This window comes from Microbacterium phyllosphaerae, from assembly GCF_017876435.1.
Lineage (GTDB): Bacteria > Actinomycetota > Actinomycetes > Actinomycetales > Microbacteriaceae > Microbacterium > Microbacterium phyllosphaerae.
Genome location: NZ_JAGIOA010000001.1, coordinates 227,748 through 249,662, shown reverse-complemented (window position 1 = coordinate 249,662; position 21,915 = coordinate 227,748). Strand labels below are relative to the sequence as shown.

The 21,915-nt window shown below is 67.7% G+C and carries 18 protein-coding genes; 2 read left to right on the top strand and 16 right to left on the bottom strand.

The annotated features are described in order from the left end of the window. Nucleotides 1-11: 11 nt before the first annotated feature. From JOF42_RS01125 to JOF42_RS01075, 11 genes are all read right to left on the bottom strand, one after another. On the bottom strand, nt 12-2,207 hold the full coding sequence (locus tag JOF42_RS01125) for an acyltransferase family protein (protein ID WP_210096174.1): 2,196 nt from the start codon (nt 2,205-2,207) through the stop codon (nt 12-14). Continuing rightward, nucleotides 2,200-2,913: an IspD/TarI family cytidylyltransferase gene (locus JOF42_RS01120; RefSeq protein WP_210096173.1), complete on the bottom strand. Its 714-nt coding sequence runs from the start codon at nt 2,911-2,913 to the stop codon at nt 2,200-2,202. The genes JOF42_RS01125 and JOF42_RS01120 overlap by 8 nt, the downstream gene beginning before the upstream one ends. Then, complete coding sequence (locus JOF42_RS01115) at nt 2,910-4,694, bottom strand: CDP-glycerol glycerophosphotransferase family protein (RefSeq protein WP_210096172.1); 1,785 nt, start codon at nt 4,692-4,694, stop codon at nt 2,910-2,912. The genes JOF42_RS01120 and JOF42_RS01115 overlap by 4 nt, the downstream gene beginning before the upstream one ends. After that, nucleotides 4,691-5,740, bottom strand: coding sequence for an NAD-dependent epimerase/dehydratase family protein (locus JOF42_RS01110; protein ID WP_210096171.1), 1,050 nt, complete (start codon nt 5,738-5,740; stop codon nt 4,691-4,693). The genes JOF42_RS01115 and JOF42_RS01110 overlap by 4 nt, the downstream gene beginning before the upstream one ends. 17 nt (nt 5,741-5,757) lie before the next feature. Beyond that, on the bottom strand, nt 5,758-7,707 hold the full coding sequence (locus JOF42_RS01105) for a glycosyltransferase family 2 protein (protein WP_307803497.1): 1,950 nt from the start codon (nt 7,705-7,707) through the stop codon (nt 5,758-5,760). Between the two features lie 17 nt (nt 7,708-7,724). After that, on the bottom strand, nt 7,725-9,197 hold the full coding sequence (locus tag JOF42_RS01100; protein WP_210096169.1) for a polysaccharide pyruvyl transferase family protein: 1,473 nt from the start codon (nt 9,195-9,197) through the stop codon (nt 7,725-7,727). Between the two features lie 11 nt (nt 9,198-9,208). Next, complete coding sequence (locus JOF42_RS01095; RefSeq protein WP_210096168.1) at nt 9,209-10,600, bottom strand: bifunctional cytidylyltransferase/SDR family oxidoreductase; 1,392 nt, start codon at nt 10,598-10,600, stop codon at nt 9,209-9,211. Then, entirely contained in the window at nt 10,597-11,778 is a 1,182-nt protein-coding gene (locus JOF42_RS01090) for a CDP-glycerol glycerophosphotransferase family protein (protein WP_210096167.1), read from the bottom strand. The genes JOF42_RS01095 and JOF42_RS01090 overlap by 4 nt, the downstream gene beginning before the upstream one ends. Further along, entirely contained in the window at nt 11,775-12,917 is a 1,143-nt protein-coding gene (locus JOF42_RS01085) for a CDP-glycerol glycerophosphotransferase family protein (protein ID WP_307803496.1), read from the bottom strand. Before JOF42_RS01085 ends, JOF42_RS01090 begins: the two co-directional genes overlap by 4 nt. A gap of 104 nt (nt 12,918-13,021) precedes the next feature. Continuing rightward, nucleotides 13,022-14,434, bottom strand: coding sequence for an MFS transporter (locus tag JOF42_RS01080; RefSeq protein WP_210096165.1), 1,413 nt, complete (start codon nt 14,432-14,434; stop codon nt 13,022-13,024). A gap of 67 nt (nt 14,435-14,501) precedes the next feature. Further along, on the bottom strand, nt 14,502-15,404 hold the full coding sequence (locus JOF42_RS01075) for a serine protein kinase RIO (protein WP_210096164.1): 903 nt from the start codon (nt 15,402-15,404) through the stop codon (nt 14,502-14,504). Between the two features lie 282 nt (nt 15,405-15,686). Between JOF42_RS01075 and JOF42_RS01070 the strand changes: the two genes are divergently transcribed. Further along, on the top strand, nt 15,687-16,892 hold the full coding sequence (locus tag JOF42_RS01070; RefSeq protein WP_210096163.1) for an MFS transporter: 1,206 nt from the start codon (nt 15,687-15,689) through the stop codon (nt 16,890-16,892). A gap of 95 nt (nt 16,893-16,987) precedes the next feature. On the opposite strand, the gene JOF42_RS01065 is transcribed toward JOF42_RS01070, so the two are convergent. After that, the gene (locus tag JOF42_RS01065; RefSeq protein ID WP_210096162.1) at nt 16,988-17,905 is read right to left on the bottom strand and encodes a helix-turn-helix transcriptional regulator; all 918 of its coding nucleotides are present in this window, start codon (nt 17,903-17,905) and stop codon (nt 16,988-16,990) included. Between the two features lie 70 nt (nt 17,906-17,975). On the opposite strand from JOF42_RS01065, the gene JOF42_RS01060 reads away from it, so the two are divergent. After that, complete coding sequence (locus JOF42_RS01060) at nt 17,976-18,437, top strand: DUF3817 domain-containing protein (RefSeq protein WP_210096161.1); 462 nt, start codon at nt 17,976-17,978, stop codon at nt 18,435-18,437. A gap of 13 nt (nt 18,438-18,450) precedes the next feature. Here JOF42_RS01060 and JOF42_RS01055 read toward each other — a convergent pair whose 3' ends face one another. The 4 genes from JOF42_RS01055 to JOF42_RS01040 are packed head-to-tail and all read right to left on the bottom strand — an operon-like array spanning nt 18,451 to nt 21,726. Next, complete coding sequence (locus JOF42_RS01055) at nt 18,451-19,125, bottom strand: hypothetical protein (protein WP_210096160.1); 675 nt, start codon at nt 19,123-19,125, stop codon at nt 18,451-18,453. 54 nt (nt 19,126-19,179) lie between these two features. Then, nucleotides 19,180-20,160, bottom strand: coding sequence for an NAD(P)/FAD-dependent oxidoreductase (locus JOF42_RS01050; RefSeq protein WP_210096159.1), 981 nt, complete (start codon nt 20,158-20,160; stop codon nt 19,180-19,182). 49 nt (nt 20,161-20,209) lie between these two features. Then, nucleotides 20,210-20,989 carry a uroporphyrinogen-III C-methyltransferase gene (cobA, locus tag JOF42_RS01045; protein WP_307803495.1) on the bottom strand — a complete coding sequence of 260 codons (780 nt, stop codon included), beginning with the start codon at nt 20,987-20,989 and terminating at the stop codon, nt 20,210-20,212. Next, nucleotides 20,986-21,726 (bottom strand): sirohydrochlorin chelatase, encoded by a 741-nt coding sequence (locus JOF42_RS01040; protein WP_210096158.1) that lies wholly within the window; start codon nt 21,724-21,726, stop codon nt 20,986-20,988. Before JOF42_RS01040 ends, cobA begins: the two co-directional genes overlap by 4 nt. Between the last annotated feature and the right edge of the window lie 189 nt (nt 21,727-21,915).

Sequence of the window (21,915 nt, the reverse complement as noted above, 5' to 3'; positions counted from 1 at the left end):
CGCTTCGCAGGTCACGTCGAAGGAAGGGCGTCCTCCACCGCGTCGGTGAGCAGGGGGATCATCGACACGGCGAACGAGTCCGTGAGGTGGTGGTCATCCGAGTACGCGATGACGTTGCCGATCACCGGCTTGCAGATCTCGTCATCGCAGAACACGTCGGTGAAGTCCGCGACCGCGACGTCGGGAGCTGCGGCGACCGCTTCGGCGAACAGCGCAGCCCCAGGGAGGGCGTCGTCACGGTCACGAGCGCAGACGTCGGGATCGTCGTAGTGCTCCGCCACACAGTCGGGGATGTTCTCATCCATGCGTGGAACGTCCCTGAGCACGAGGACCTCGATGCCGGCGTTCTCCAGGGTGTTCCAGTACGTCGCGAAGCCATCCGCGCCAGGTACACCGGGTGCATCGTCGTCGAAGAAGGTGACCGCGAACGACCAGGTCGTGATCACGAGATCAGGCGGGTCGGCGAGCAGCTCGTCCAGCACCTCGGCGTTCGGCTCGGTGCAGCTGAGCTCTTTCTGCACCTCGCTGTCGCGCGGCACAGGCGAGAACGGGCATGCATTGCGAAGGTGCGTCGTCAGAAGCCAACCCTGCTTCTCGGCCATGTCGGCGAGCGCCGTCGAGTACATGCGAGCATGCGAGTCTCCGACCAGGGCGATGGTCGTCGCAGCGGACGTGTCTCCCGCGGTGCACGTCGGCGTGTCGACGTCGCGGCCCTCCGCCACGCATTCGTCGGCGGTGAATGCGATGTTTCGATCCTCATCGGCCTGCAACGGGTTCGGGGTCACCGCGGCCTCAGACGTGGTGAACGTCGGAACAGTGTCATCGGAGACAGCCTGTGCTCCGACGGCAGGAAGCGAGCGCGACTCGGTCGCCAGCGCATCCCAGTCGCCCGCGGCAGCCGCCTGGGCGGTCGACCAGGGGTAGGCGAACGTCATCAGCGCGACGAGGATCATGGCGATGCCTGCGGCGCTCAGAGACCGACGAGTCGACGAGCGGAAGAATGCCGCCTGCCGTGTCGGCTGCTCGATGAAGCGGTAACTCAGATGGCCGGCGACGACGGAGATGACCGACATCGCGATGATGTCCAGGTAGTCCGGTTTGCGATCGGCGACCATCATCCACAGCACGATCACCGGGAAGTGCCACAGATAGAGCGAGTACGAACGATCACCGATCCACTGCACGACGCTCAGACGCGACACCCACGTCCACGGGTCGAACCGGCCCGGTCCGTCGATCGAACCGTCTGTCGAGGGAGACCCGGCGAAGATGATGGCACAGGTGCCGAGGATCACCGGGATCGCGGCGAGCCCGGGGAACGGCGTCTCGTTCGTCAGCACGAAGGCTGAGTAGCCCACGAGCCCGATGCCGAGGTAGGCGATGACCGCACGCCAGACGGACGCCAGTCGGCGGACGCTGACGAGCGCGAGAAGTCCGCCTGCTCCCAGCTCCCACACTCGGGTCGTGGTGACGAAGTAGGCGTTCGCCTGGCCGTCCGCGACGGCCGAGACGGAGAACGCGAGCGAAGCGAGCACGACCGCACCGAAGAGGGCCGCCAGCATCCAGCGGAGGTTGCGCTCCCGTGTGGCCGGATCGACTGCGTGAGCTGTCGACGTGAGTCTTCTGGTCACGAGCCAGACGGCGAGGAGCACGATCAGCGGCCAGAAGACGTAGAACTGCTCCTCGACCGACAGCGACCAGAAGTGCTGGAATGCTGTCGCCTCATTGTCGGCGGCCGAGTAATCGACGGCATCTGCCGCGAGCACCCAGTTCTGGACATAGAAGATCGACGCGAGGGCTTGACGCTGCAGGTCGGCCAGCAGAGTGACGGGAGCGACCCATGCGGTGAGTGCGATCGTCACGGCGATGGCGACGAGGCTCGCGGGCAGGATGCGCCGTGCACGGGCCGCCCAGAACGCGCCGAGCTTCACTGTGCCGCTGCGGGATGCCTCGCGGACGAGGTGGCTGGTGATGAGGAACCCGGAGATGACGAAGAAGACGTCGACGCCGATGAATCCACCGGGGATCCGGTTCGGGCGCAAGTGGTAGACGACCACCAGCAGCACGGCGACGGCTCGCAGCGCCTGGATGTCGGTACGGAACACCCGCTTGTCGCGGCGCGCTCGAAGCGCGGCTCGGGACGTCGGGCCGTCGGAGAGCAGATTCTGGGACGACTCCACTGTCGTCGTCGACGAGGGCTCAGCCACCGATCTGACGGTGTTCGATGACATCGAAGAACGCGCGGCAGATGTAGTAATCCTCCGCGGTGGTGATCTTGATGTTCGACCTCGGCCCATCGACCCGATACAGCGCATGTCCGTAGCGCCGGAGCAGGCTGCACGTGTCGATCGAATCGTTCTCGCCCTCGGCGACCGCGCGGTCGTAGACGTCCATCGCCACATCGAGACGCGCGCTCTGCGGCGCCTGGGCGACGTACAGGTTGTCGCGCGGATAGACCTCGTCGACCAGCCCGTCAGATGACGAGATCGCCGTCTCGTTGAACTTGGTGGTCGTGATGGCCGGTCCATGCTCCCGCACGGTGCGGATGTTCTCACTGATCAGATGGGCGTTGATCAAGGGGCGCACTCCGTCGTGCAGAAGGACGACGGAGTCGCTCGGGCACTCGTTCGCGATCGCGCGCAGCGCGCGGTGACGGGACTCCTGTCCGGTGGCACCGCCGTCGACGATCCAGTTGACCTTGGTCAGCTCGTAGCGGGCCACGAGACGTGCGAACCGATCGCGCCATTCGGGCAGGATCGAGACGGCGATGCGGTCGATCTCAGGGTGATCCTGAAAGTGCTGGATCGTGTGGACGATCAGCGGGGTCCCATGGATCTCCAGGAACTGCTTGGGCAGGCTCGCCGAGCTCATACGTGAGCCGATCCCCCCGGCGAAGATCGCGGCGATGTTCATCGGGCGGCCTCCTCTTCCTCTTCATGCTCTTCAGCGACGGGCTCGTGGTGCTCTGCGGCGACCGGGACTTCTTCCGACGTGTCGACCGTGAGCGCCGAGGGCGGCGCGTCTCGCAGAACGAGCCAGTCGATGACGCGATCCGCGGCACCGGTGTCGATGCGGTCGAAGTTCTCGGCACGGAACTGCGCGACCTTCTCGACCTCGAATTCGCCGGTCGAGATCGCCTCGAGCACCTCGGGGAACGTCGAGCACACTCTTCCGGGAGCGGTCTCGTCGTAGTCCCGGTGGAACCCGCGGGTCGCGGCATAGTTCACCCGGTCGGGTGCGTAGAACATCATCGGCCGGTCGAGGAGCGAGAACTCGTAGATGATCGACGAGTAGTCGGTGATCAGCAGGTCGACGACGTGCAGCAGGCTCAGACCGTCGGGATAGTGCGTGAAGTCGAAGAAGCGATCCCGGTACTGTTCGGGGATCGGCACGGCATCCTTCACGAAGTGGTGCATGCGGAAGAGCACCACCGTGTCGGGTCCGACAGCCTCGTAAAGCGCGTCGAAATCGATCCAACTGTAGTCGTAGAACGCGGTGTAGATCGATCGACCGCGGAACGTCGGGGCGAAGAGCACGACGCGCTTGCCGGCGATCTCGGGATGCTCCTGCGCGAAGTCCTCGGTGAAGCGCCGCGTCCGCTCCTCGTCCAGGAACCAGTCGACGCGAGGGAGGCCGGTCGGGATCACCGCGGCCTCTTCGATGCCGAACGCCTCGGCATACACCGGGACGAGATGCTCCGAGCCGGTGATCGCGTAGGTGTACTGCCGGTGCGGATGCCACAGCTTCGGCGAGCCGATGTTGCCGAAACGGCTGTAGCCGACCGACTTGAATCCGCTTCCGGCGTGCCACAGCTGCACGACCCTGCTTCGCTCCGTGTCGATCTTCACGCTCTTCAGCAGGCCGAAGTAGTCGTCGAGGAGGATGACCTCGCTCGTCGCCATGAGGTAGAGGATGCGGATCGTCGTGCCCCAGCCGCCGGACTTGGGCAGACGGAACGAGTACTTGAAGTCGAGTTCCTTGTCGAGGCCTCGCTCGACCAGGCGATCGCGGACGCGAAGCAGGTTGCCGGCGATCGTGAGGCGCTGGTCCGACGCGAAGAGGATCTGCCCCTTGCGCACGCCGACCAGCCGGTTGATCCACTTGTAGATGAACGCCGCTCGCTTCATCATGCGAGGCTCGTTGAGGTACTTCCGCTTGAACCACTTGACGGGCCCGACTCGCTTGGGCTTCGCCCCGGAACGGTTCAACTGGTAGCAGCGCATGACGAAATCGAGAGCATCGATGTTCTCGGCGATGCCGAACGAGACGGTCACGACGGAGCGGTTCTTGTTGTACAGGAACACCCGAGAGGCCTCGTCGAGCTTGGCGAGCTCGGTGCCGTCGTAGCCGGCGATCACCGGGCCTGCGTCCTGAGACTGCGATCGGATGCGCCACGTGCCGTTGGGGAACTGACGTCGTGCCCCGAAGCGGGTGATGTTGACGTCGATCCGGTACCGCCCGTCGCCGACGTACGTGCTGTCGACCGGGTAGGCGCGTTCCAGATCGACGACCTCGAAGGCGAGGTCGTCGGGAACGTTACTCGCCGCGTCCGGTCCCGACAGCGGAGTGACGCGCAGATGCAGGGTGACGAGCACGCGCTCCCACACGATCCGCTCGACCGTGAGTGCGAAGGGCGGCGCCCCCTCGACAGTCTCGATATGCCCCGTGGAAGTGTCCTCGGAAGCTTCGCTCATGGGGTTCTCTCTTCGTGCCAGATGATCGTGCGGTCGACGCCGGCTTCGAGGCCGACGGCGGGAGCCCACCCCAGGTCGCGCAGTCGGGTGTCGTCGAGACCCTGTCCGCGCACCGGGTTGTACGCCGAGGTGTCGACGCCTTCTCCGAAACGGACGGTGAGGGCCTTCTCCGGGCGAGCCCGGGTGAACGTCTCGGCGAGGTCGCGGATCGAGATGAACCCCCCACGATCGGCGACGTTGTACGCGGTGGACTCGCCTCGGAGCATCGCGTAGAACATTCCGGCGACCGCGTCGGCGACGTACGTGTAGGTGCGGCGGGCGCTGCCGTCGCTGTTGAGCGTGATGTCGCGACCTGCCAGCACGTCGGCAGTGAAGTCCGCCTGCACTCGACCGTCGTCCAGAAGCATCCCGGGGCCGAAGATGTGACCGAATCGAGCGATCGTCACCGGGATGCCGTACTGGGCGTGATAGCTGACCGCGATCGTCTCGGCCGCGCGCTTTCCCTCGGTATAAGACGAACGGGGGCTCAGGATGTCGACGGCGCCGTACTGGTCTTCTGCGACGAGTGACCCGCCGTCTGCGCGCTGGCCGTAGACCTCGGCCGACGACATGAGTACGAAGCGACCTGAGGGCACGCACAGATCGAGCAGGTTGAACGTGCCCTGCACATTCGCGCGGATCGTGGTCACGGGGGTCGCTGCGTGCAGCGAGGGGCGGGCCGGTGAGGCGCCGTGGATCACGACGTCGACGGGGCCATCGAGGTCGAGCGGTGCGGTGACGTCCTGGGTGATCAGGGTGAAGTCGTCGCGATCGATCACGTCGGACAGGAGAGCCCTGGCCTTCTCGGCGTCGCGCACCAGACCGAGCACGCGGATTCCGGCATCGCGCTGGTCGTTGAGCGCGAGCAGGACCCGCACCGCATACGACGGGATCATTCCCGCGGCGCCCGTGACCAGGACGGTCCTGCCGTCGAGCTCATGCCAGGGGAGATCGTTCGAGAGGATCTCGAGCACGTCGCCGTCGACCACGCCGGGACGGGAAGTCATCGGGTCGTTCCTGGTGCTCATCGAAGTCCCCATCTGCGTAGTGTTCGGCCGGCCCGGCGTTTGATCCGGGCGAAGAGTGGTCTGTCGCCCTGCGACGCATCGGTCGTGCTCCGCGGTGCGGGCTCGCGTGGTGTGGGTGGTGTGGGCGGCGGCGGCGGGAGCTCGGGGTCGAGGTCGACGCCCGTGTCGGTGACCCGCACTCTCCACGCCGTCGGTCGAGAGGCGGTCCGATCCCCGACGCGCAAGCGGAACGTCGACGCGGGGGGACGGAGGGTGAGGGTCGCGACGCCGTCGGCGACCCGGATCGTCGCGGGGACATCCTGGAAGTCGCCGTCGCCGTCGACGGTCTCATCCAGTCCGGCAACCGTGTCGACGACACCGGAGCCGTCGTGGTCGCCGTCGAGGGTGATGACGATCTCGTCGCTCTCCGTGCTCACCGCCGAGACAGGGCTGAGACGGCGCACGGCTTCGCGGTGTCCGTCCGGGATGACGGTGGCATAGCCGCCGTCGTTCGGGTAGACGATGTGCAGATGGCCGTCCGTGATCGTCAGGCTCGCAGGGATGTCGCTCAGCATGTTCCGATGATTCACCGAGTTCATCGCCGCCGTCAGGACGAGGATGTCCCAGTGTGTCGAGTTCAGGCGAGAGCCGAACGCCGCGCTCATCGGGTCGATCGTCCCCACCAGGCGACCCGAGATATCGACGCCTCCGTCGGGTGCGTCGGCGATCGTGATCTCCCGAGACGAGTCGGTGTGCCAGACGATCCGGGACGATCGCGAGCGCACCGAGAGCTGAACCGTGGCATCCGTCACCTCTGACGTCACGTCGCGGTATTCGTCGGGAACCCCAGACGTGACCGCGGGCGAGAACCGCTTGAGTATCCGATCGCCCTCGCGTTCGAGTGCGTGACGCCGGCCGTCCTTCTCCGACCAGTCCGCCTCCGCCTCGACGTGCAGAATGCCGTTCCGCCATCCCAGCGACCGCGCTCGCGACCAGCCCGTGATCGGCACGTCTTCGCGGCAGACCTGCTCCAGCCGCGCACGATCGTTCGCGGCGAGGAGGTGCGCTCTGATGCGCCTCGAAGAACTGAGCTGATCGTCGAAACGGGTGAGTCCGAAGTCGGTCTGGAGGGCTCGGGCATGGTCGAAGAGGAAGACGCGCGCCTCTTCGGGCCTCTTCATGAACTTCTGATCGAAGACACCGACGACACGGGCCTCGTACTGATGACGCAGCAGCTGCATGCGCTGAGGCTCGAGCGCACTGCCGGCGAGTTCGCTCTCCGTCGCCTCGAGCACGCGCCGCAGCATCGTCCAGTAGTCTTCGGCCCATTTCAGGAAGGTGGTGGAGCCGCTGCCGGGAGTGACGACCCAGTGATAGTACGGGACGCTCGAGAGCGTGGAGATGACCTCGGCGTGACGAGCGACCTGGAGGTTGAAGAACGCGTCCTCCCACATGACCTTGCGGCCCTCGGGAAAACGGATGTCGTGATCGCGGAGGAACGCGGCGCGGTACAGCTTGTGGGGGTTCATCGGGATCAGCGGATGCTGATCCCGCCGCCCGATCACCTGAGGGAGGTCACCTGTGTAGGTCTTCAACGCCCAGTTCGGTGTGTGCGTGTACGCCTCTTTGCCGTTCACGACATCGGATCCGTGCGCTTTCGCGAACTCGTACGCCCCGCGGAGCGCATCGGGGTAGAGCTCGTCGTCATGATCCATGTAGGCGATGTACTCGCCTCGCGCGACAGAGGTGCCGACGTTGCGCGGTTTCGACGGCCACCCCGAGTTCTCGATCTGCTCGATGCGCACGTGCGGGCGGGTCGACTGGACGTCGCGGAGCCTGTCGATCGTGCCGTCCGGAGACCCGTCGTCGACGAAGATGATCTCGAACTCGTCCGTCGCAAGGGTCTGCCGGTCGAGCGACGCGACCAGCCTGCGCAAGCCGTCTGGCGGCGTCGCGTACGTGGGCACGATTACCGAAACTTTAATCATCGAATGGGGTCGCTGTCCGTGTTCTCGTCGCGCTGAGCGCTCTTCTTCTCGCTCGCGGCGGAGCCGCTGAGAAGACGTCGGAGGCGGCGGGCGACTCGTGTCGTGAGGCGCATGTCGAGCTCCCGCTTCTGCCGGCGGATCTGCGCCCTCTGCTCCTCGAGCTTGTCACGAAGAGCTGCGGAATCCTGGAGAAGTCCCGATATCCTCTGATCCCTCTCAGCAGAACCCCTGGTCAACTCGGAGATCTTCTTCTCATGGCTGCGAATGGTGATGAACCGCCCGAGGTACGCACGTTCGGCCTTCCCCATCTTGAAACGAAGGTCGTTCTCATCCTCGTCGATCAGATGCGAGCGGCGTACGAGAGCATCCGCGACTCCGTCGAAGTCATGTCGTGGCGCGCCGACCAGGGAGCGATCCTTCAGCACGTGAGTGCCGACCGCCTCGTGGATGTAGTCGTAGGTGGACATCAGGTAGTCCCGGTACCCGGGGTCCGCCTCCGGTGCGGAACCTGCACGTCGCAGTGCCTCGACGGACCGCTCGCCTGACCACTCGCCGAAGGGGATGACACGCTCCGGGTGCCCGATGGCCTCGTAGAAGTGCGGGAGCTTGTCGTTCCATTCGAGCGCGATCGACGGGATGCCGAACGAGTAGGCGATGATCGACGAGTGCATGCGGATCGAGGCGATCGCCGAGCGCGACGCGATCGCCTCGATCACCTCGCGCGTCGTCTGCGGGAGGATCACCTGATCGACAGGAACCTTCTTCTCCCGGGCGAAGAACCGCAGGGTGTTGTTGTCGTCCAGGCTGCCGTTCGTGTAGAGCTGCGTGTTCTGGCCCGCGGCCTCCGCGATTTCCATGACCTCGGAGAGATACGTCATCTCGGCGGTCAGCCCCCACGCACGGTCATTCGCCGCGAACAGGCCGCCTCGGACGACATTGATGCCGAGACTGCCGTCGGGGACCACGTCCGTCATGCCATAGAGGTACTTGGTCCATACGGCGGGGTCCGCGACCTGCCGGACCTCGAAAGGGAGGCCCGTCACGAGTTCGCGGAACAGCGGGAGGTTCTCTCGCACCGCTACGGCTTTGACGGAGCGTCGGCTCACGATGCCTCGAATGGCGTCGACGCTCCCGTTCTCCGCTCCCATGTTGTTGAGGCCCATCGATGAGAACACCACGGGGATGCCGTGGTTGTCGGTGATGTCGACGATCTGCTCGAGGTGGGTGAAGAAGTCGAGGTACGACAGGCCGAAGAGCCCCCCGCCCGCGAAGAACACGGCATCCGCGCCGGCGATCAGGTCGGCATCGACGCTCTTCAGCGGCATCGGCACGAGTTCGAAGTCGTCACTCGTGAGCCCGTGGTTCTCGAGGGCGACGTGGAGCAGGCCCTGGAAGCTGATGCGAATCAGATTGTCGCCGAAGTTGTCGTCCACGAACGAGACGATGACGATACGAAGCGGGGGTGCCATGTCGGTGTGTCTCATCCCTCGGGTTCGGGTTGTTCGACCCGAACGGTGACGATCTGGCCGGTGATCGCGCTGGCGAGGACGCGCAGACTCACAGATGCCACGATATCGGCGTCGAGCAGCGTGCCCGCGGGTTCGTCGCCGAACGCCGCCTCGCGCATCGGCGTCTTCGTGCGCTGCGGATTGATGCAGTTGATCCGCACCTCGTCGTCGGCCCACTCTTCGGCGAGGGCCTGAGTGAGATTGACCACGGCCGCTTTGCTGGCCGAATAGACGCCGTAGTTCGCCCGCCCGCGGGTATACGAGCTCGAGGTGAAGAGCAGCACCTGTCCGTGTGTCTCGCGCAGGTACCTGTGGGCGGCGCGCGACACGATGACGGGGGCGAGGAAGTTCGTCTCGATACTGGTCTCGATGTCGCGCACCTTGGTGGTCGCGAGCGGGCCGACCCGCAGCACTCCGGCCGACATGATCACCGCATCGATCTTGCCGGTCTTCTCGTACACCGACTTGAGGGCCTTCTTGACCCGGCCCCGGAACCGCACGTCCGTGCCGGTGCTGGACCGGCTGAACTCGTGGACGTCGGCCCCGGCGGCACGGGCGAGCTCGACGATGCTCGCGCCGATGCCGTAGCTGCCGCCGAAGACGACGATCGTCTTGCCGGTGAGATCGGGCGACTCCGGCGAGGCGGAGAGGCTCTCGGACTGGAGCTGGAAGAGCTTGTCGGCGATGTGCACGTCGATCGGCTCGGTCACCTTCATGTTCTCCGGTGTGCCGTCGACCACGTAGATCGGCACGTCGGGCAGATAGGTGAACACGACACCGCAGTCGTCGGTGGCGTGGAAGGAACGGTCCTGGTTGGCGAGCTCATACGCGTGACGGATCGTTCCGAGCCGGAATGCCTGCGGCGTCTGCCCGCGGCGCAACTGCGAACGGTCGGGGATCCGGGTGATGTGCGACGCCGAGTCGACCTGGATGATCGTGTCCGCCGACGGGATCGCGGTGTCGACGGCCTCGTAGTCGTCGAGGGCGTCGACGCAGTCGCGCAGGATGCGGTCGTCGACGAACGGTCGCACCGCGTCGTGGAACAGCACCTTGGTGCGCGGGTCGTCGCCCAGCACGGCCAGCGCCGCCTGAGTCGAGTCGTTCCTCGTGTCGCCCCCGGGAATGATCCGGGTGAGCTTCGGGAACCGTTGCGGATCCTTCAGCTCGTCGAGCTCACGCAGCGACCCCGCGTTCATCACGATCAGGATCTCATCGATGTGAGAGCTGGCTTCGAGCACTTCGAGTGTGTGCTCGACGATCGCCTTGCCGGCGATCTTGATCAGCTGCTTCGGGATGCCGAGGCCGACCCGTACGCCGATCCCGCCCGCCAGGATCACAGCTACCGTGCGAGTGTTCGTCGTCATGGCCTCTCCTTGCGTCGTGCGCGCGCGTCGTCCCATTCGAGGATGATCCGCGCGAGCGCGTCGGCCGCGAGGCCCTGCTCGGGCATCTGCACCCAGTCGTCGCGGAGTCGGGTGGCATCGGCTGTCGAGCCCGCGTCCGCGTGCACCTGCGTGACGAGTTCGGTCACGTCCATCGCGAGCGGGAGCCCCAGCGCATCCGGGTATCGGACGTAGAAGTCTCGCTTCGCCGAGTACTGATCGAGATCCGGCGCGATCAGATAGGAGGGCACGCCGGCGACAGCGGCTTCGAAGACCGCCGACGAGTAGTCGGTGATGAAGATGTCTGCGACCAGGAGCATCTCCTGCGTCGACATCCCCGGTGCCGTGCGCAGCTTCGGGTGGCGCGGCGCGGGCAGCAGGGGGTGGAGCTTCGTGATGGTGGCGTACCCGGCCTCTTCGAGCGCGAGCGTGAGTTCGACCGGGTCGACGGCCTCGGTGAGGCCCTCGGTGCGGAACGTCGGAGCGAACACGGCGATGCGCTGCCCCGCGAGCTGGGGGTAGAGGTGGTCGAAGGTCGCGCGGGCCTTGAGCTTCTGCTCGGGATCCACGAGGCGGTCGACGCGCGGAAGCGGAGCGGCCACGACCTTGTCGACGCTCACCCCGAATGCGTCGGCGAAGGGGGCGCGGCATCGCTCGGCGCTCGCGATCACGAGGTCGTAGCCGGCGTGCATCCTCATCGCCTTCGCGAGCTTCGGATCCCGACCGCCCGGCTGACCGAGGATGCTCAGCCCGAACTTCTTCAGCGATCCGAGCGCGTGCCAGACCTGCACGATCATGAGGCCCTCGGAGTGCCGCGCGGCGGAGGCGATGATCGAGTACCCGTCGACCACCAGCACGCGGGAGGTCTGCGCGTGATACATCTCGGTCACCAGATGTGCGGCGTAGGCGACTTTGCGTACGATTCCCGGCGGCACCATCTTCGCGACGATCACGACGTCGAGCGAGGGGTCGGCGCGCGTCAGCGCCTGGCTCAGCAGGATGAAGTCGGAGGGAGGCCTCGAGCTCTGCCGCGTCAGAAGCGTCACCTTGTTGCGTCGGGGCAGGGGAGAGAGCACGACGCCGACGAGGGCCAGGGCCAGCCTGGCGGCGTACGCCGCGATGATGTCGAGGCGCACGCCCTGGATCAACCGCCGGATCACGCGGTTGCCCCTCGAAGGAGTTCATCAGCGATCCGGTCGCTGGAATTCCCGTCGAGCGCCCCGCAGAACTCGGCGAGGAACCGGTCGAGCCGCACATCGTCGACGAGGGCGTCGGCGATGGCGGCGGCGAGCTCCCCCGCATCGCTGACGACGGGGCCGACCGCGTAGTCCGAGAACGGGCGATAGAACGACCGAGCCTCGGTGTAGTCCTCGAGGTCGGGAACGAAGAACACGATCGGGCGCCGCAGCAGCGCATACTCGAAGATCGCCGACGAATAATCGGTGATGAGCACGTCGGTCGCCATGAGCAGGTCGTTCATGTCGGCCTCGGCTGAGGCGTCGATGATCCCCGCGGCGAGGCCGGTGGTGCGGACGAACGGATGCTGGCGCACGCCCACCCGCCAGTCGTCACCGAGCGTCTGCGCGATGGCGGCCCAGTCGGCGACCGGCGCGGCCTTCGCGGAGAGCTGCCCGTTGCCCCGGAACGTCGGTGCGTAGACCACGAAGCGCTGATCGTCGCGGATTCCGAATCGCTCGCGGACCCTCGTCCGGATCTCCGTTCGTGCGTCGTCATCGAAGAAGACGTCCGAGCGCGGCATCCCCCAGGCATGCACGCGCTCCCGCGCGATTCCGAAGGCCTCTGCGTAGTCGTCGACGATCCCCTCGGAGCTCACGGCGGCGTCGGTGTAGTTCCGGTGGATCCGGCTGCCCGGAAGCGGCCCGCCCGGCAACCCGGCCCGGCTGTGGCCGACCTGTTTGAAGGCGCCAGCCGCGTGCCAGATCTGCACGAGACGGTTCCTGCGTCGCATCCAGAGCTGGTAGATCAGCGGGTAGAAGTCGTCGAGGACGATGATGCCGCTGGTCGCGATGAGGTACGGGAGCCGCACGAAGTCGCGCACGGAACGGCGCGCGGAGAGGCGGGGCTTGAACACCCCGACGATCTCTGCGTGGGGGTGGCGCCGCGCGATCGCGTCGCGCAGGAAGGCCATGTTCCCGGTGAAGCCGTCATGGGAATCGGAGAGGAAGAGAACTCGCTCCGCTCTCACCGGCCGGAGGATCCGCCAGAAAAAGTGAGGGATCGAGTAGGGAAGGAACCGGGCCGCCTGCAGAACTCGGCTCCCGCGAAGCCGCTCGCGCACGAAGGGTTCCCCATTTCTTCACTTCGGTGTTGTTTACGCCAGATTATCCGAGGTGTATAGGGGATGCCAAGGTGGGGTGCTCGGGTCGGCCGTCAGCGGGCCGCTCAGACGCGCTGCGTCGCCTTCACCGGAAGCAGTAGCAGGAAGCCCGCGATCAGCACGAGCACGATGCCCAGGATGCCGTAGGCCGTCGACCCCGACAGCACGATCAACAGCGTCCATGCGCCCGATGCCATCCAGCTCGCCGCCCGCCCGGTCGTGGCGTAGAGGCCGAAGATCTCGCCCTCGCGCCCGGCCGGGGTGATGCGGGCGAGGAACGACCGCGATGCAGCCTGGGCGGGGCCGACGAAGGCGCAGAGCAGCAGGCCGCCGATCCAGAACACGATCGTGCCCGCATCCACCAGGAAGAACACGGCGAGACCGGCGATCACCATGGATGCGAGGGAGACGAGGATGATCCGCTTCGGGCCGAACCGGTCGTCGTAGCGTCCGGCGATGATCGTCGAGACTCCCGCGATGAGGTTCGCCGCGATGCCGAAGATCACGAGGTCGAGGAAGGCGAAGTCGAACACCTGGCTCGCGATGACCGCGCCGAAGGCGAAGACGCCGCCCAGGCCGTCGCGGAACACCGCGCTCGACAGCAGGAACCAGAACGTCTGACGGGTGTCGGGGTTGCGGTGCAGGCCGACCACGTCCTTCACGAGCAGTCCGTACGACGCGAAGAAGCCGACCTTGCGCTCGGGGCGGCCGAGCGATGGCTCGGGCACGTTGAGGAAGATCGGGATGGAGAAGACGATCGCCCAGATCGCGCAGCCGACGGCGATGATGCGGAACGGCAGTCCGCCGTCCTCCGGCAGGCCGAACCAGTCGAGCATGTAGAAGACGACGACGAGGACGAGCGCGATGATGCCGCCGATGTAGCCGAATCCCCAGCCGAGGCCCGAGATGCGGCCGACGGTCTTCGGGTTCGCGATTCCGATGAGCATCGCATTCGAGTTCACGGCGGCGATCTCGCCGAAGACGGATCCGGCCGAGATCAGTGCGACACCGAGCCAGAAGAGCGTCGGCGTCGGCTCGACGAACCACAGTCCGAGCATGCAGGCGACGAGCGCACCGGTGCCGATGCCGAGCCAGAGCTTCTGACGCCCCGCGGCATCCGCGCGCTGGCCGAGCACCGGGGCGATCAGAAGGATCGCGATGCCGGCGATCGTCGAGCCGAGTCCGAGGCCCGACGCGAGGTCGGCCTCGGCGGCTTCGCGAATCGGATCCTTCGCGTCGAGTCCCGCGATCGAGGCCGGCAGGAACGCCTCGGTCGTGAGGTACAGCGCCGTGAAGATGAAGGTGAGGATGACGGTGTTGAAGGGCTGCGTCGCCCAGTCCCACAGCGCCCACGAGTAGACCTGCTTCTTGGGGGCCGGTGTCTCGCCACGCAGGTCGAGGCCGATCACTCCGACCGCGCCGCTGTTGGCCGTCGCGGCGGGCTCGGGCACCGCGCCGCTCTGCGGGGATTCACTCATGCTCGAAGTCTGGCGGCGTGGAATGAACGGAGGGTGACGGCGCGCCGTACGAGTGAGCTGAGGCCGCTCACTCGTACGACGCCGCGAGCATCTCGGCGAACAGCTCTTCGGCATCCCGTTCGACGCGGCGGCGGGTGAACCAGTCGCAGATGTTGACGCAGTCGCGGTGCAGCAGGTCGAGGCCCTGCGGGTTCGCGATGATGTCGACGATCTGCGGCAGGTCGATCACCCGCACGCGCCCGTCGTGCACGAGCAGGTTGTAGGCCGAGAGGTCACCATGGGCGAAGCCGGCCGCGGCGAAGATGCGCATCAGGTCGACGATCTGGTCGTACAGATCCGCCAGCTCGGCGCGGTCGCTGCGCACCGCCGCGAGCCGGGGAGCCGCGACGCCATGCGCATCGCCGACGAATTCCATGAGCAGCTCGGTGCCGTTGACCTGCACGGGGTAGGGCACCGGCGCGCCGAGTTCCCACATGCGGCAGAGTGCATCGAACTCGGCGAACGACCACTGCAGGGCGGCGACCGCCCGGCCGTGCTCGGACTTCTTCGCGAGCGCTCTGGTGTCGCGTGTGTTCCTGGTGCTGCGGCCCTCGGTGTAGACGCCCGAGCGGTGGAAGCTGCTGTGGTCGGTGTCGCGATAGCGCTTGGCGGCGAGCAGTGTGCGCTGCGCAGGGTCATCCGGCACCGCCCGTTCGAGCAGGAACACGTCGGCCTCCTTGCCGGTCTTGAGGATGCCGAGCTCGGTGTCGAGCGCGCCGGCGCTCGTCACGACCCAGGCGGGCCAGGGCAGGGGTCCGCGCTCCGACGGGGTGATCGCGGGCCAGGTGGTCCAGCGCTGGCCGTCGCCGGGTTCGACGTCGGCGAAGGTCGGGACGGATTCGAAGGGCGAGGCGTCGAACGTCGACGCGGCCGACGAACGGGTGGAGGGACGGGAAGAGGATGCTTCGGACGAAGCGAAGAGATCAGACACGGTGTGGCTCCGAGAGAGGGAGGCCACCGCGGATCAGGAGCGGGTGGCCTCGAGAGGAAGGAAGTCGGCGAGGGGCGCGACAGAGACTGCGTTCATGTCATCCACTCCTCTCGCTCGGGCCTTCCGGGAGAACCCCGGTGCGACGTCGAGCCTAGAGGGCACGGGCGGATGCTGTCCAGAGCCCCTCCGATGCAGAGGGAGAGGCGTCCGGTCCGGACGAATGGTCGGATGCCGTGGACGCCGCGTCGGGCACGGGGGCTCCACGCCTGCGAGTGTTGAACCATGACCACGACCGCGCCCGTTCCCGTGACGACCGCCCGCACCGAGAGCATCCGCTACGGCGGGCTCATCGTGCTGATGCTGATGGGCTTCCTGCTCGTCACGGCGGAGTTCCTGCCCAACGGCGTGCTCACCGAGATGGCCGACGCCCTCGGCGTCACGCCGGGGCAGGCGGGGCAGACCGTGACGGTCACCGCACTCGTCGGCCTGATCGTCGCCCCGACGGTGGGCCTGATCTTCCCCCGCCTCGACCGGCGGTCGCTGCTCATCTGGATGGCGCTCGCCGCCGCCGCGTCAAACCTCATCGTCGCGATCGCGCCGAACCTCATCATCGTGCTGCTCGCACGGTTCCTGCTGGGGGCGGCGATCAGCGCGTTCTGGGCCATGTCGATCACGGTCGCCGTACGGCTCGCGGGGCCCGAGCACCTCGGACGCGGCGTCATGTTCACCTCCGCGGGTGTCTCGCTCGCCACGGTCGCGGGAGTCCCGCTCGGCGTCATGCTCAGCGAGATCGTCGACTGGCAGACGGTCTTCGCGATCGCCGGCGTGCTCATGGTGGTGCTGGCCGTGGCACTGCGATTCATGCTGCCGTCGGTCCCGGCCGAGCAGGCGTCGAGCATCCGCCTTCTCGTCGACACCCTTCGTCGCCCGGGCATCGGACTCGGCATGGTCGGACACGTGCTCGTCGTTCTCGGACACTTTCTCGCCTACACGTACGTGCGACTCGCGCTCGAGCGCATCCCCGAGGTCGAGCCGTCGACGATCATCCTGCTGCTCGCGCTCTTCGGTGTCGGAGGTCTTGCGGGCAACCTCGGGCTCGGGTTCTTCATCGACCGCACCTTCGCGTTCTTCGCGGTGTTCGCGCCGCTCGTGATCGCGGTGTCGGTGCTGTCGATGATCTTCCTCTCGGGGTCCGTCCTGGGCATCGGGATCGTGGTGCTCGTGTGGGGCTTCTTCTTCTCGTCGTGGCTGCTGGTGATCAACACCTGGGTGGGTCATCGCACGCCCGACCGGCTCGAGGCCGGCGGCAGCCTGGTCGTCGTCGGATTCCAGGGCGCGATCACGATCGCGGCGGGCCTCGGAGGACTGCTCGTCGACACCCTCGACGTCGAGTTCGTGTACGTGCTGGGGGCCGTCTCGCTGCTGGTCGGTGCCGTGCTCTTCGGAATGTCCAACCGCAGGAGCACCGCGGCGGCGGCCGTCGCCTGAGCGGCGGTTCCGGCAGTCTCGAACCGGGTCGCCGGGCTCAGGGCTGCCGAGCTCAGGGCTCCGAGCTCAGGGCAGCCGCGCTCCGCGCTCCGGGCTCAGGCGGGAACGGCGGTGAGTTCGGATGCACGCCAGGCGGACGGGGTCATGCCGGTGCGGCGGCGGAAGGCGCGGCTGAATCCCTCGTCCGAGGCGTAGCCCAGTTCGCGCGAGGTCTCGCTGACGGACCGGCCCGCGCTCAGCATCCGCTTGGCGGCGTCGATGCGCACTTCGGTGACGTAGTCGGCGGGGGAGCGGCCGATCGCGCTGCGGAAGCGCTCGGCGAAGACCGAGCGCGACATCGCCCCGACGCTCGCGAGGCGTTCGACGGTCCATTCGCGACCGGGCTGCTCGTGGATCGCCTCGACGACGCGATCGAGGAACGGATCCTTCGAGACGGACGGCCATCCGGCGGGAGCGCAGCCGTTCGCGGCCCAGGCGCGGATGACGCTCAGCAGCACGGTCTGCGCCATGATCCGGCAGATCACGGGATCGCCCTGCCGCACCGGGTACGACGGCGGGTCCGTCGGCCCCATGCTGCCGGCGAGGGCGGCCGCGGCGGGCTCGAGGGCGTCGAACGACATGACGGTGATCGGATCGGGGAGCACGGCGGCGAGCATCGACGCGCTGTCCGAGAACTCGAGGTCGACCACCACGAGGTCGGTCGCAGACCCTGCTTCGAGAGCGATCGGCGCGCGGCCGAGCGTGAGGAAGGCATCGCCCCTGACGAGGTTCGCGCTCAGCGGTCGGTCGTCGACGGCCACGATCTGCGCGGTGCGGTCGACGTCGAGGCGGCATCCGGTGGTGAGGGGCGGATGTCCGCTGACCGAACCGTCGGCGATGTAGACGAGAGTGGCGGCGCCCGAAGGCAGCGGCAAGACCCCGCCTGCGGCCAGCGCGACGCGTCGAGCGATTCCCACGCGCAGGTCGACGGAGTCGAGCACCTGTCCGAGGGCTGCGGAATCGACGGTCACCATGCCTTCGGCAACGCCCAGGGGCGCATAGGTATTCCGGATACGCTGGAAGGACCCCCACCCGAGGAGTCCCGTGTTCCGCACACCCGACCGCCTGTTCCGAGTCCTCGCGATCGCGGAGGCGATCACCTGGACGATCCTCATCTCGGCGATCATCGCCCGCGCCGTCGGCGCCCCCGGCATCGTCGTGACGATCGGCGGAGGCATCCACGGCTTCGTGTTCCTCGCCTACGCCGCGACCGCTGTGCTCGTCGCGCTCAACCAGCGCTGGAACGTGGGCGTCGCGATCCTCGCCGTGGTGAGCGCGATCGTGCCCTACGCGACCATCCCGATGGAGATCTGGCTGCACCGCACCGGCCGACTGGCCGGTGACTGGCGTCTGGAGCAGACCGCCGACCCGCGCGACGCCCGCTGGTACGACCGCCTCATGCGATGGTTCCTCCGTCGCCCGTGGGTGCTCGCGATCCTGCTCGTCGTGGGCATCGTGGCGCTGTACGTGATCCTGCTGCTGGTCGGGCCGCCCGGCGGCAAGTGACGCCCGACGGGCGTCACTGCACGACGACGGCGTTCTTGTCGATGACCTCGGCCATCGTCGCGTCGATGTCGCCGCCCGTGCAGTCGACGATCACGTAGAGTCCGACCCCGGTCGCCGTGAATGCCCGCGCGGCCATGCTCCAGGTGCGCTCGCCGGCTTCGCCCTCGACCTGCCGGTTCTCGACGTCCGCGTTGCCGCCGGTCTGGTAGCTGAACGCGCCGGTCGTGGCGAGCGGAGTGATGGCCGCCGCGTCCGTCTCGCCCAGGATCACGGCGAGCATCGCGTCGGAGCTGACGCTGTCATCGCCCGCGACCGTCGGCACGTCGGGGATCTGCCCCTGCCAGAACTGTGCGGTGCAGGTGTCGTCCACCGTGCCGTAGGTCCAGCCGCCGTTGCCGTCGTCGGGCTTGACGATCTTCCAGCCGTCGTCGACGACGAAGCCGTCACCCCATTGGATGTACGCCGACGGGGCGAGCGCGGCGCCCTCGTCGAAGGTCAGAGTCGACGGCAGATCTCCGGAGGCCTCTTCGGTCGGGCTGGCCGTGGGCGACGGGTCGGGTCCGTCGCCGTCGGGCACGTCGGCCGGGATCTGGGCATACAGGCAGCCGCTCAGCGGCAACACGGCCAGCGCGACGACAGAGACGGCGGCGAGGCGGACGAGCGGCGAGACCTGCGAGATGCGCGTCATGCCGGTCAGCCTAGTCGGGGCCCACGCGCGCTCGCGGGACGGATCCGGCGGCTGTCAGTGCGCCGATGCGATGCCGACGGCATCCTGCACCATCACCGACGCCACCCGCGCACCGGCACCGGCCGCGACGATGAGCTGCTGCGGGCCGGGGATCGCGGCGTCGCCTGCCGCGTAGAGCCCCGGGACGTCGGTGCGGCCCGAGCGATCCGTCACGAGGTGTCCGTCGTGATCGACCGACGGGGCGAAGTCGCGCAGGAACGACAGGTCGGTCTCCCACTCCGGGCGTACGAACCCGCCCTCGACCGGGACGACCGTTCCGTCGCTGACCTTGATCGCCTCGATACGGCCCCGGTCGCCGACGAGTTCGGTGATCGGATGCCGCACGATCGCGACGCCTGCGGCGGTGAGCTCGGCCTCCTGCGCGGTCGACACGGTGTCGGCGCCGAGCGTGAACACGGTGAGCTCGTCGGTCCAGCGCGCGATGAGCCGCGCGCGGTCGGCGAGGTCAGGCGTCGTGCCGATGAGCGCGAGTCGTCTCCCGCGCATCTCCCACGCGTCGCAGGCCGCGCAGCTGAACAGGCTGATGCCGTAGAAGCCGCGCAGGTTCGGCACGTCGGGGAGGGTCTCGCGGAGGCCTGTGGCCAGCAGTACGGAATGCGCGGCGACCACCTCGGACGGGTCCTTGCGGCCGATGGATGCCGTGAAGCGGGAGTGCTCTCCGCCGACATCCGTCCCACTGCCGGCATCCGACTGCCCACCGGCATCCGTGCGTTCGAGCTCGAGCACCCGCACGCGGGTGCGCACCTCGATGTTCGGGTAGGCGGCGAGCTCCTCGCGGGCGATGCGGCGCAGTTCGTGCGGCGGCACCCCGTCGCGGGTGAGGAACCCGTGCGAGTTCAGGGTGGCGGCGTTGCGCGGGCGATCCGCGTCGACGACGAGCACGCGCATGAGGGAGCGGCCGAGGTTGAGGGCGGCGGAGAGCCCGGCGGGGCCACCGCCGATCACGAGCACGTCGTAGGCGTCCGTGTCAGTCATCAGTGCCCTTCCGTCGCATCCAGTCTGCCACCTCGCGACTGAGGGTCACCTAACTCGGGGCGATCCCGGCGTATGGGCTGAGGGCGACGACGTCGCCGATCACGACGACCGCGGGGGATCGCACCTGCCGAGCCGCAGCGAGGTGGGCGATCGTCTCAAGCGTGCCGACGGTCACACGCTCGCGTGCGCCGAATGCGTCTTCGATGATCGCGACGGGGCAGTCGCCTCCGCGCGCGCCCGAGGCCAGGACATGCGCGGAGTGACCGAGGGTGTTCACGCCCATCAGCAGCACCACGGTGTGGTCGCGCCCACCGCCGAGCGCCTCGATCTGGTCGTGGGCGCTGGCGACGGTGAACGTCTCGGCGACGCCGCGCTGTGTCAGGGGGATGCCGGCCAGCCCCGGCACGGCGACGGCGCTCGTCACGCCGGGGATCACCTCGACGGGGATGCCGGCCGCTTCGCAGAACAGCTGCTCTTCCCGTCCCCGGCCGAAGACGAACGGGTCGCCGCCCTTCAACCGCACCACGCGGCGCCCCTCGTGGGCGAGCGACACGAGCAGCTCGTTGATGCCGTCCTGGGGCACAGGATGGTGACCGGGGAGCTTGCCGACGTCGACGACCTCGGCATCGATCCGTACGCCGTCATCGGCGAGCTGGGCGAGCACGGCTCGCGCCCCGAGTCGGTCGGCGACGATCACCTCGGCCTCCTGCAGCGCACGGAGCCCCCGCACGGTCAGCAGCCCGGCATCGCCGGGGCCGGCGCCGACGAGCGTGACGGATCCGGCGGTCGTGACGGATCCGGCGGTCGGGTCGATGCCGTCGGCTGTCACGATCGTGCGGCTTCGGTGATCGGGCCGACGGGGGAGAGCAGTCGCGCCGACGCCTCGTCGTAGCGGGCGACGATGAGGTCGATCAGGGGCTGCGGCACGGTGGTTCCGTCGAGCAGGGGCAGGGTGACGGTTCTGCCGTCGGCCTGGCTCACGGTCATGTCGAAGAAGAACCCCTGAGCGAGCAGATAGGTCGAGACGACCGCGTCCGGGTGCGCGGCGACCGCCGTGGGCAGATCGGGCTGACGGGCGGCGAGGTAGGCGAGCTCGACCCGCGCGCCGAGGCGGAGGGAGAGCAGGGACGCCATGGCCTCGGCATCCGTCAAGGAGTCGGCGTCGCGAGAGCCGGCGACCGCGAGAATCACGGGCTCGCGGGCTCCGGTGTCGGCGGAGGGCGTATCGGCCGATGCGTCGGCGAGGCGATCCGCCAGCACCTCAGCGAGTCGAGGGTCGGGTCCCATCGGGTTGCTGACGACGGCATCCGCCTTCTTCGCCGCCATGCCGTGCAGGTCGTGGTGCACATGGAAACCGCGTGACAGCAGCAGCGGCACGATCACGACCGGGCCCTCGATCGTCGGCAGGAGGTCGGCCGCGTCGGGCTGCTGCACGTCGACGAAGGCGCTGCGCACCTCGACGTCGGGGACGGCTGCCGCGACGGCGTCGACCAGGTCGGCGATCGCTCGGGCGCCTTCGGCATCCGAGGTCCCATGTGAGACGGCGAGCAGGATCGGGCGGCGCATGCTGAGACTGTAGGCGAGCCGTGTGACGACGGTGTTTCGAGCATCTCGCTCCGGCCCGGGGCGGATGTGCGGGCGCGGATGTGCGGGTGCGGATGTGTGGGCTCGTAGGTCCGGTCGGAAACGCGGCCAGACCAAAGTTGAGCCGATTCATATCAACTTTGTTTGACAGCATCCGGACGTCGGAGTACA

Bases quoted from the DNA above. Each gene is read 5' to 3' on its own strand.
- JOF42_RS01095 (WP_210096168.1), bottom strand. From the start codon at position 10,600: ATGACGACGAACACTCGCACGGTAGCTGTGATCCTGGCGGGCGGGATC.
- JOF42_RS01080 (WP_210096165.1), bottom strand. From the start codon at position 14,434: ATGAGTGAATCCCCGCAGAGCGGCGCGGTGCCCGAGCCCGCCGCGACG.
- JOF42_RS01110 (WP_210096171.1), bottom strand. From the start codon at position 5,740: ATGACTTCCCGTCCCGGCGTGGTCGACGGCGACGTGCTCGAGATCCTC.
- JOF42_RS01100 (WP_210096169.1), bottom strand. From the start codon at position 9,197: ATGGCACCCCCGCTTCGTATCGTCATCGTCTCGTTCGTGGACGACAAC.
- JOF42_RS01120 (WP_210096173.1), bottom strand. From the start codon at position 2,913: ATGAACATCGCCGCGATCTTCGCCGGGGGGATCGGCTCACGTATGAGC.
- JOF42_RS01040 (WP_210096158.1), bottom strand. From the start codon at position 21,726: ATGCGCCGCCCGATCCTGCTCGCCGTCTCACATGGGACCTCGGATGCC.
- JOF42_RS01055 (WP_210096160.1), bottom strand. From the start codon at position 19,125: ATGACGCGCATCTCGCAGGTCTCGCCGCTCGTCCGCCTCGCCGCCGTC.
- JOF42_RS01115 (WP_210096172.1), bottom strand. From the start codon at position 4,694: ATGAGCGAAGCTTCCGAGGACACTTCCACGGGGCATATCGAGACTGTC.
- JOF42_RS01065 (WP_210096162.1), bottom strand. From the start codon at position 17,905: ATGGTGACCGTCGATTCCGCAGCCCTCGGACAGGTGCTCGACTCCGTC.
- JOF42_RS01050 (WP_210096159.1), bottom strand. From the start codon at position 20,160: ATGACTGACACGGACGCCTACGACGTGCTCGTGATCGGCGGTGGCCCC.
- JOF42_RS01070 (WP_210096163.1), top strand. From the start codon at position 15,687: ATGACCACGACCGCGCCCGTTCCCGTGACGACCGCCCGCACCGAGAGC.